The sequence below is a fragment of the Endozoicomonas atrinae genome, from assembly GCF_001647025.1.
Lineage (GTDB): Bacteria > Pseudomonadota > Gammaproteobacteria > Pseudomonadales > Endozoicomonadaceae > Endozoicomonas > Endozoicomonas atrinae.
This window is the reverse complement of the sequence record NZ_LUKQ02000207.1, coordinates 1-9,604: the sequence shown is the minus strand read 5'-3', so window position 1 is coordinate 9,604 and position 9,604 is coordinate 1. Positions and strand designations below refer to the sequence as shown.

The window sequence follows — 9,604 nt, the reverse complement described above, 5'->3', positions numbered from 1 at the left end:
GAAAATCAACATCATTAAAACCTTCGGGTAGCTGTGGTCGACGAGACATCTGTTCTAGATAATGCATGGTAATGATGCCTAAGCATAGTTGGCGGCAGCTTAAGGATTTAGAAAATGCGATTGGTATTACACCCGCTTATTCTGTGATTCACCCTCTACTTCCGAGCCTCCGACAATCAGGCTGTACCCAGCAAAGGGATCAAGGGATCCACAGCTACGACTTGATTATTTTAAACTCAGCTACCTCAACCCGTTATCAAAAGTAGTTGCACTGCCAGGCATTGGGGTAAAAGCGAATTAGCTGTTTTTTAATAGATGGCTCATGTTTCCAGTGGTGTGTGTTCCAGAGTCACACACCACCTTTTTACATAAAATTCAAGAAATCTATACCATTTCTCGCTCAACTACTTTGGCAAGCTTTTCAGCCTGAACCTTTACCAGAGCAGCATCCTCACCCTCAACCATCACCCGAATGACCGGCTCTGTACCTGAAGGTCGCAGAAGAACACGACCTTTTCCAGCCATCTCTTCTTCCGCTTTTCTCACAGCCTCAACAATACCTGGCATAGTGTCAGTATCCCGCTTATTCTGAACCCGAACATTGATCATGACTTGTGGATAAAGCGTAATCGCACTCACCATTTCAGAGAGAGACTTGCCCGCTGTCTGCATGGCTTTTAACACTTTGAGTGCCGATACAATGCCATCACCGGTAGTAGATGCGTCTCGACAGATAATATGACCAGAAGACTCACCACCCAGCTGCCAGTCATTGGCTATCAGCAGCTCATTGACATAGCGATCACCAACATTCGCCCTGGCAAACGGAATCCCCGCAGCCTCAAGCGCTTTTTCCATCCCAAGGTTGGTCATCAACGTACCCACGACACCACCATTCAATACCCCTCTGGAATGGCGATCCATAGCAATAATAAAGAGTAACTGATCACCATCAACGACTTCCCCCTTATCATCCACCATGATGACCCGGTCACCATCACCATCAAAGGCTATACCCAGATTCGCACCGACTTCCCTTACTCTGGCAGCCATACCTTCTGGCTTGGTGGAACCTGCATTTTCATTGATATTGACACCATCAGGACTGGTACCCATAGCGATCACTTCCGCACCCAGCTCACGAAAGACCGCAGGACCCACCTGATAGGTTGCACCGTGACCTGCATCGATAACAATTTTCATACCGCGCAGATCCAGCTGCTGAGAAGTGCTGCCCTTGCAGTACTCAATGTACCGTCCCGCAGCATCATCCATCCGGGTCACTTTACCCAGGCTCTGGGAATCCACCACCTCAATCTCGGACTCAAGCAATGCTTCAATCTTCAGTTCAACTTCATCAGATAGCTTGGTACCGTCACCGGCAAAGAACTTTATACCATTGTCGTAAAACGGGTTATGAGAGGCACTGATAACAATACCCGCCTGCCCATTAAAGGTTCGGGTCAGATAGGCAATAGCAGGGGTTGGCATTGGACCAGTCAGGACTACATCAATACCGGCAGCTGACAGGCCCGCCTCAAGAGCAGACTCAAACATATAACCAGAAATACGGGTATCTTTGCCAATAACGACCTTCCCCTCACCCTCCTCAGCCAGCACACGACCAGCAGCCCAACCCAGCTTTAGTACAAAGTCCGGTGTGATGGGGAAGTCACCAACCTTCCCCCGAATTCCGTCGGTACCAAAATATTTGCGAGCCATAGCTGTTTACCAAAAATTTCTGAAAACAATAACCAGCAATCATCTCACTCATTCAAGTGAACCACCAGTACCATTAGGTTATGTTGAAAGCAGGAGAGGTATTATGAAATGAGCAACGTTGAAAGATTATTGATCAATGGCCACCCATCACCCTGAAAGAACCACCTTCAGACTGATGGGCATTGTTACTTAAAGAGGGCTAACTATGCTTCGTCGACTGCCTGCAGAAAACGGAGAACATCAACCGTCTCTCTGACATCATGCACACGAATGATGTGAGCACCAGCCTGAGCAGCCAGCATGACAGCAGCCAGACTTCCCGGGAGCCGGTCTTCAGTATCCCGATCTAACGTTGCCCCAATAAAGGACTTTCTGGACATACCAGCAAATACAGGTAGACCCAGCTCATGAAAACGACGAAAGCCTTTCAGCATTTCAAGATCATACACCGGCGTTTTACCAAACATACCTCCTCCGAATCCCGGATCCAGTATTAAACGCTCCCTGACAATCCCTGCATTCTCGCAACGCTCCACACAATCCATCAAATACTGACTGACCTCTTCAACAACATCACCATAGACAGGTACAAACCCAGGCTCAGGCTGGTCAACGAGGGAGTGCATCAAAATAATGGGAACATTCGTTTCAGCCGCAGCTTCCAGCGCCCCCTCACGATGCAATGCCCGCACATCATTAATTATCCCGGCCCCCGCTTTGACTGCTTCTTTTATCACCAGGGGAGAGCTGGTATCGATTGAGATAATGACGTTAAAGCGCGATGCCAAACCTTCGATAACGGGCAGAACTCTCTCCAACTCCTGCTCCTGGGTTGGCGCACCCGAAGCACCAGGCCGTGTCGACTCACCACCAATATCCAGAATATCCGCACCGTCCTTGATCATCTGCTCTGCAACATTCAGCCAGTTATCAGAACATCGGCTCCCTTCATAAAAAGAGTCCGGTGTAACGTTCAAAACCCCCATAACCCTGGGCTTATTCAGATCCAGTATTTTCCCTGCACAATTCAACTTAAACTCGTTGCTCATGAAAACTCCTCAGATCTCCGGACAGTCAGACGTTCTTATTCACAGATGACCATCCTGACAAATCACCACCCCTGAAGCTGGTATAACAAAAGTAGCCACAAATACAGACAACAATGATTCATTTACACATACGGAAGATATAAAAAAGGGCAGGATAAACCTGCCCTTCACAATCATAGACCTGACTTCGTGTCAGTGCTCCCCAGCGGGACCACCAATAGAACCGCCAGAATCTTTTTTATCACCGTTTTCAGTACTATCGTCAGCCTTCACTTCTGGCTCATCGGCAGCAGCCTTAACACCACCATCATCATTATCCTGGTCACCTGAATCTTTTGGAGGACGAACCTCACGACCAGCCATGATGTCATCAATCTGATCACTGTCGATGGTTTCGTACTGAATCAGAGCCTCAGCCATTTTATCCAGCTTGTCACGGTTATCCACAAGGATCTGGTTAGCCCGGGAATAGCATTCGTCGACAACTCGACGCACTTCCTCATCAATGATCTTTGCCGTTTCACCGGAAACATTCATCCTGGAGCCACCACTACCGTAGTTTTTACCCAGGAAAACCTCACCTTCATCCTCATCATAAAGCAGGGGACCCAGCTTTTCAGAAAGACCCCACTTGGTCACCATGCTTCTGGCAATCTGGGTAGCACGCTGAATATCATTGGAGGCACCGGTTGTTACACCGTCTTTCCCCAGCGTCATTTCCTCTGCAATTCGACCACCAAACAGAGAGCAGATCTGGCTAAGCAGCGCCTGGCGACTCTGGCTGTAACGGTCTTCTTCAGGCAGGAACATGGTAACACCCAGCGCCCGACCACGAGGAATAATACTCACTTTGTACACAGGATCATGGTCTGGAACCAGTCGGCCAACAATAGCGTGGCCTGCCTCATGGAAAGCGGTATTGCTCTTTTCCTTATCACTCATCACCATGGATTTGCGCTCTGCACCCATCATGATTTTGTCTTTCGCCTGGTCAAACTCTTTCTGACCGACAGTGCGCTGATTAGCACGAGCTGCAAACAGCGCCGCCTCATTGACTAGGTTAGCCAGATCAGCACCGGAGAACCCTGGAGTACCACGGGCAATGACCGAAGGCTTCACATTATCAGACACCGGAACCTTGCGCATATGCACTTTGAGGATCTGCTCACGACCGCGGATATCAGGCAGTCCAACGACAACCTGACGGTCAAAACGACCGGGACGCAATAATGCAGGATCAAGAACATCCGGACGGTTAGTAGCAGCAATTACAATAATACCGTCGTTTGCCTCAAAGCCATCCATCTCAACCAGCAGCTGATTAAGGGTCTGCTCACGCTCATCGTGACCACCACCCATACCGGCACCACGATGACGACCAACAGCATCAATCTCATCAATAAAGATAATGCAGGGAGCCTGCTTCTTGGCCTGTTCAAACATGTCACGGACACGGGAAGCACCAACACCCACGAACATTTCAACAAAGTCAGAACCGGAGATGGTAAAGAACGGAACCTTGGCCTCTCCTGCAATGGCTTTGGCGATCAGGGTTTTACCGGTGCCCGGAGGGCCAACCATAAGAACGCCACGTGGAATACGCCCACCCAGACGCTGGAATTTACCAGGATCTTTCAGGAAGTCGACCAGCTCCTGAACATCTTCCTTGGCTTCCTCAACACCGGCCACATCGGCAAAAGTCGTTTTAATCTGATCTTCAGACAGCAGACGAGCCTTGCTTTTGCCAAAGCTCATCGGGCCACCACGGCCACCACCCTGCATCTGACGCATGAAGAACATAAATACGGCAAGAATCACCAGAATCGGGAAGCTGGCTACCAATAGCTGCGTCCAGATACTCTGCTTTTCAATAGGTTTGGATTCAACCTGCACCTTACCCAGCAGGAGTTCATCCATCAGTTTGTTGTCCGGCACAGTAGGCGGCAAATTGGTTTCAAAACGCTCACTGTTGTTTAACATGCCGGTAATGGTAAAACCATCAATGACGACTTTACTGACCTGGCGATTTTCTACCATGCTGATGAAGTCAGAATATGCAACCTTCTGGGTAGACGACTGCATGCCATCGAAGTTTTTAAAGACGGTCAATAGCACCAAGGCGATTATGACCCAGAGAATCAAATTTTTTGCCATATCATTCAAGGGGCTAACCTCTCTTGAGCGTACTTAAGCCTCAGGTAATCGTTTATATTGAGCACGTTCCCCTGGCTCGCTGGGATTATGTATTAATGCTTATCTGCAACGATACACGATCAGTGGACGGTGTGACAGTGATTGTCTTCTATCATACTGATTAATGCATCCTATAACTTCAACGTTCCGTATTATCCCCTGAAGCCTGTGGCCAGCAGATATACTTCTCTTGAGCGTGCCCTGGAAGCCGTCGGCTTTCGGGTGAGCACTTTATCAAAGCTGGTTTTCATATCTTTCAGGTAGGCATCAAAGCCTTCACCCTGAAACACCTTGACCAGAAAAACGCCTCCTTTACGCAATACCTGCCTGGAAAGATCCAGTGCCAGTTCAACAAGGTACATGGCATTGGGCTGATCAACAGAGAGTGCTCCACTCATATTGGGGGCCATATCAGAAATTACAAGGTCTACCCTGTCAGAACCGATAGTTTCGAGTATTTGTTCCAGTACCGTATCTTCGGTGAAGTCACCCTGAACAAAGTCAACCCCGGCAATGGGGTCCATTGGCAGAATATCAGACGCAACTACCCGCCCCTGATCGCCAACCAACTCAACAGCCACCTGAGACCAGCCTCCGGGCGCCGCACCAAGGTCAACCACACGAATGCCTGAACGAAAGAGTTTATCTTTCTCCTGGATTTCCAGAAGTTTATAACTGGCCCTGGATCGCCACCCATCTTTTTGCGATTGCTTTACATAATGGTCATCAAAGTGCTCTTTCAACCAGCGACCACTACTTTTGGATCTCGCCATAATCTTTTTGCAAACTGCCTATAAATTAAGCTTGGAAGTTGTTGGAACAACCCCCGAAGAAAACCGAAAGGGAAAAAGTTTACACCTGAAAAAAGCTGAGATTTACATCAGCCTGCAAAGTGAAAGCATGCGGATAATATCTTATACGGCATAACTGTGACAGCAGAAGAAGATAAAAGATTAAGAGGCTAGTTAGGTATTATCATGCATTACAAGTTAACACATACCGCACACCTCTGCTGGTCAAACTCTTTCGCAACTTTATCTTTATAGAGTTCATAATAACCAACAGTAGTAACACCATCAGCAAGGTAAGTATTATTCAACCACTGCTGAAAAAAAAGATCACCATTTGAACAGGCAGCCTCCATAACCCTCTGATAGTAACCCTCTCTGGGAAGCAGGCGGGCAGCAGTGTACTGACTGGGCGTTGGCGAGCTCAAAATATAAGCCACCCGAAAATTCCCCCTGCCTTGAACAGCAGTGATGTTTATCATTTTCCCTTTTGATGGTTCAACCCAGTCTTCAACAACCACCGGTTTCAAATCATACCCCACCTCCCTGGATAACAGGGCGGGAATTTCATCAAGTGGAATATCCAGAAGCACGCCCAGCGCAATTTCAGCAGAATGCCCGGAAACAATGGTATTAAGCATAGCGATGGCATAGGGATTTTCCGGCTCCCCCCAGTGTGGCGTAAAAACATAGGGTACAGATCGATTATAAATTGTTTTAACACCATAGGCCTTTGCCAGCCTTCTGGTTTCCAGTGTACTTTCACTCAGTGTCTGCTTCGCAGATTTGAAATCCATCAGGCTACCATAGACAAAGAGCTTTATAGACTCCTTTCCTTCAGCCTCCAACTGGGATGGCAGATGGTCATAGGGATATTGATAGGATGGCTGCTCAGAAAGCCCCTCGGAGAGGTCATCATAACTTTCAGAAGAATCCTCGGGTATCTCACCATCAATAAACCCCTCGTCAGGAAACGGATTGACTCCAACATCCTGATCATCACATTCGGAATCACAGTCAACAAACCCTTCATCCTCCGATGGCTCAACACCTGCATACTCATCTGCAGGAACCGGCTGAGCTGCTGCAAAGCTACCATCAGGCTCCCATTCTTCAAAAAATGAACTTGAAAAGACGGGGCCAGCAAGAATCAGCAGAGTGAGGAATAATGGCCGACAGGCCGAAAAATAAAACATCCCTTTTTGATTTTTCATAAAAACTCCCTTATTTAGCATTTTTTAGCTTTATATAGAGAGTTTGACCTTTTGGACTAAAAAGAGTTCATACAGTAAAACTTTCGTATTAGAAAGGCTCTCACCAATAGCCCGATAATAAGCGTTATGATTCAATCAAATAGGCCATGCCCGGAAGTTAGCAGCATGGAAGTCAGCTTTTCATGATCCAGCGTTTCACCACTAAGAACACAGGCCAGAATCTCGCTACCAAACAGTTGTGGCGAGAGAATAACGTCCGCCTTTACCTGTTTGATTTTATTCATATTTTTAGCATCATTCACCACAAGAACGGTTCTGATTTGAGGATTCATTTCTCTCGCGGTCAGCACGATAAATGCGTTCGCTGCATCATCGTCGGTGAGCGCCAACAAAGCACGACAACTCATAAGTCCGGCACTGTCTAAGACGGAGTTATCCGTACTGTCTCCGGAAATCAAGTCCAGCTTTTGCCCTGCTTTCTGCTCTATCTGGGGAAATTCATCCTCCGGACGGACCGTAACCACGGTTAAATCGAGCCCCCGTTGAATCAGTTGGCTAATAGTTCCCATTGCCAGAATGGAAGTACCACAGACGATAAAATGATCTGCCCTGTTCATAGCCTGCTCTCTGCCTTTAACCAGTTTACCGATACCACTGCGAATTACCGGACCAAAAACCGTGGTGAGTGAAGTAGCGAACACAGTGATACCAGCGATTATCATAGAAACGGTGAACAACCGGGCTGGCTCAGTTTTCGGAATAATGTCGCCATACCCAACCGTCGTCATCGTTACAATGGAAAAGTAGAAAGCTGTTACCAGGCTATCAATCTCCGGCGAAAAGCCACTGCCAAAATAGAGTGAGCCGTAACTGGCATAAAACAATAGAATCGAGAAGCTGATGACAGCAAAAATCCCCCCAGCGGTTGCACTGGAACGGTTAAAATCCTTTCCCAGCAACAGAATTCCCAAAAGCGTCAAAGCACAAAACAGGGTCCTTGTCCGTAGCAGAGGATAAAAGTGAACGGTAAAGGCCAATGTAATAATTAATAGAAATACACTGACAGCCCAGGCAATTCTTGCCCGGAACAACATACCCAGTGCATTCAGCATCAAGAATACACCGAGCAAAAACCATGGACCATCAGCAACATCAGCCCAATCAATATCAACAAGATTATTGATCTGAAAAAGATCCAGAAGGTTAACCGGCATCCCCCAGATGGTTTTAAAAATCAGCAACCCATTGGCAAAAACAGCCAGGGCCGCGAATGAATGCCTGAATTCAAGCCATAAGCTCACCAACCTTCGCCATAAACGAGTGTAATAGCCCAATACCCTACCCTGCACCCGGTTACCAGTTGCAAGAAGTCTAGTACAAGGCACGCAATGAGTTTGATGCGCTAAATAGATTGTAAAGTTGCTTTCCGGGAGGTGAGAAGATTCAGATAGTAGTGGCTATACATCAAACCTTCTCATGAAGCAGTAATCGCAATACCCGGCATAGATGGAGCTGCAGGCACACTTCCCTCAGCTGCCAGAAAGCGATAGCATGCGCCACCAGAAGCTTGAATATGCTGTCGAGTGACTTATATGTTACCAGCCTGCCACCATTCAGCAGTCAACGGCGCTGGACATTAATTCGCTCTCTTCGACACCCAGTCAATGACAGTCAAGTGCTTTATGAGAAGTACATTTCTGTCCCCAACCTGCATTAACGAAAACTTCTCCGGAAAAATCAGGTCATACCCATCATCAGACATCGTGTATGACGATTCGTTATTAAAGAAATTATCAGGAATAGCAAACATGAGCTTGAATGCAGCCAAAAAGAAGCATTTTCGTACCATCGGCCACAACCTGAACCCTGTCGTCATTGTGGCAGACAAAGGGCTCACCGATGGCGTGGTTGAAGAAACATTGCGTGCACTGAATGACCATGAACTGATCAAGGTTAAATTCGCCATTGGTGACCGGGAAATCCGCCAGCAACTGATCAGTGAACTGATCAGCGCCACAAACTCTGACCTTATTCAAACTATTGGCAAAATCGCACTGATTTTCAAAGCGGCCGACAAACCCAACCCAACCCAACGCTTTCAAACCTGTTGAGAGTCCAAGGCTAAATACAGAAAAGGCCACAATTGTGGCCTTTTTCAACTATTGGCTGGAAATAAATTACTGTCCTGCCACTTTCGCCGCCAAGATGGCCTGAAGCGTATAAATATTGGTCTTGCTGTTAAATTCCATCTGCATTGGCTCTGGCTGGCCTGAAATCCATATTTTCAATTCAGCATCCAGGTCAAAATGGCCTGCAGACTCTACAGTAAACATGGTAATCGACTTATAAGGTATTGAGCGATATTCAACCTTGCGCCCAGTCAGCCCCTGCTTGTCGATGAAAATCAAACGGTGATTGGTCAAAACCACCATATCTCGAATCAGCTTATAGGCCAGCTCTACAGACTCCGACGGGTTAAGAATGGTTGCCAGATCTTCCATTGCTTCCGTATGTCATCACCGATGTAATAAGTCTTCAAAACACCAGTTTAATTTGACCTCCCGATTAACCCTTTTCTGGCCGATTGTTTTCCTGTTGGTATCAAGCAGGGAGCAGCGCCATGACCAATCGAGAGGAC

The 9,604-nt window shown here is 47.3% G+C and carries 9 protein-coding genes; 2 read left to right on the top strand and 7 right to left on the bottom strand.

Annotated features, from left to right (window positions below):
• Positions 1 to 384 precede the first annotated feature (384 nt).
• The 3 genes from glmM to ftsH form a co-directional block, all read right to left on the bottom strand.
• Positions 385 to 1,722 (bottom strand): phosphoglucosamine mutase, encoded by a 1,338-nt coding sequence (gene glmM, locus AK963_RS21260; protein ID WP_066017431.1) that lies wholly within the window; start codon positions 1,720 to 1,722, stop codon positions 385 to 387.
• Between the two features lie 203 nt (positions 1,723 to 1,925).
• Positions 1,926 to 2,771: a dihydropteroate synthase gene (gene folP, locus AK963_RS21255; RefSeq protein WP_066017430.1), complete on the bottom strand. Its 846-nt coding sequence runs from the start codon at positions 2,769 to 2,771 to the stop codon at positions 1,926 to 1,928.
• A 192-nt stretch (positions 2,772 to 2,963) separates the two neighbouring features.
• Positions 2,964 to 4,925 (bottom strand): ATP-dependent zinc metalloprotease FtsH, encoded by a 1,962-nt coding sequence (gene ftsH / locus AK963_RS21250; protein ID WP_066017429.1) that lies wholly within the window; start codon positions 4,923 to 4,925, stop codon positions 2,964 to 2,966.
• A gap of 23 nt (positions 4,926 to 4,948) precedes the next feature.
• On the opposite strand from ftsH, the gene AK963_RS33415 reads away from it, so the two are divergent.
• Positions 4,949 to 5,089, top strand: coding sequence for a hypothetical protein (locus AK963_RS33415; protein WP_175404590.1), 141 nt, complete (start codon positions 4,949 to 4,951; stop codon positions 5,087 to 5,089).
• A gap of 27 nt (positions 5,090 to 5,116) precedes the next feature.
• Here AK963_RS33415 and rlmE read toward each other — a convergent pair whose 3' ends face one another.
• The 3 genes from rlmE to kch all read right to left on the bottom strand — a co-directional run bounded on the left by rlmE (position 5,117) and on the right by kch (position 8,267).
• Positions 5,117 to 5,737: a 23S rRNA (uridine(2552)-2'-O)-methyltransferase RlmE gene (gene rlmE / locus AK963_RS21245; RefSeq protein ID WP_066017428.1), complete on the bottom strand. Its 621-nt coding sequence runs from the start codon at positions 5,735 to 5,737 to the stop codon at positions 5,117 to 5,119.
• Between the two features lie 209 nt (positions 5,738 to 5,946).
• Entirely contained in the window at positions 5,947 to 6,966 is a 1,020-nt protein-coding gene (locus tag AK963_RS21240) for a hypothetical protein (RefSeq protein ID WP_066017427.1), read from the bottom strand.
• 131 nt (positions 6,967 to 7,097) lie between these two features.
• The gene (kch, locus tag AK963_RS21235; protein WP_238593807.1) at positions 7,098 to 8,267 is read right to left on the bottom strand and encodes a voltage-gated potassium channel protein; all 1,170 of its coding nucleotides are present in this window, start codon (positions 8,265 to 8,267) and stop codon (positions 7,098 to 7,100) included.
• Positions 8,268 to 8,774: 507 nt separating this feature from the next.
• On the opposite strand from kch, the gene AK963_RS21230 reads away from it, so the two are divergent.
• Positions 8,775 to 9,077, top strand: a complete 303-nt coding sequence (locus tag AK963_RS21230; protein ID WP_238593806.1) for a YhbY family RNA-binding protein — start codon at positions 8,775 to 8,777, stop codon at positions 9,075 to 9,077.
• Positions 9,078 to 9,143: 66 nt separating this feature from the next.
• Here AK963_RS21230 and AK963_RS21225 read toward each other — a convergent pair whose 3' ends face one another.
• Positions 9,144 to 9,467, bottom strand: a complete 324-nt coding sequence (locus tag AK963_RS21225; protein WP_066017425.1) for a PH domain-containing protein — start codon at positions 9,465 to 9,467, stop codon at positions 9,144 to 9,146.
• Positions 9,468 to 9,604 lie beyond the last annotated feature (137 nt).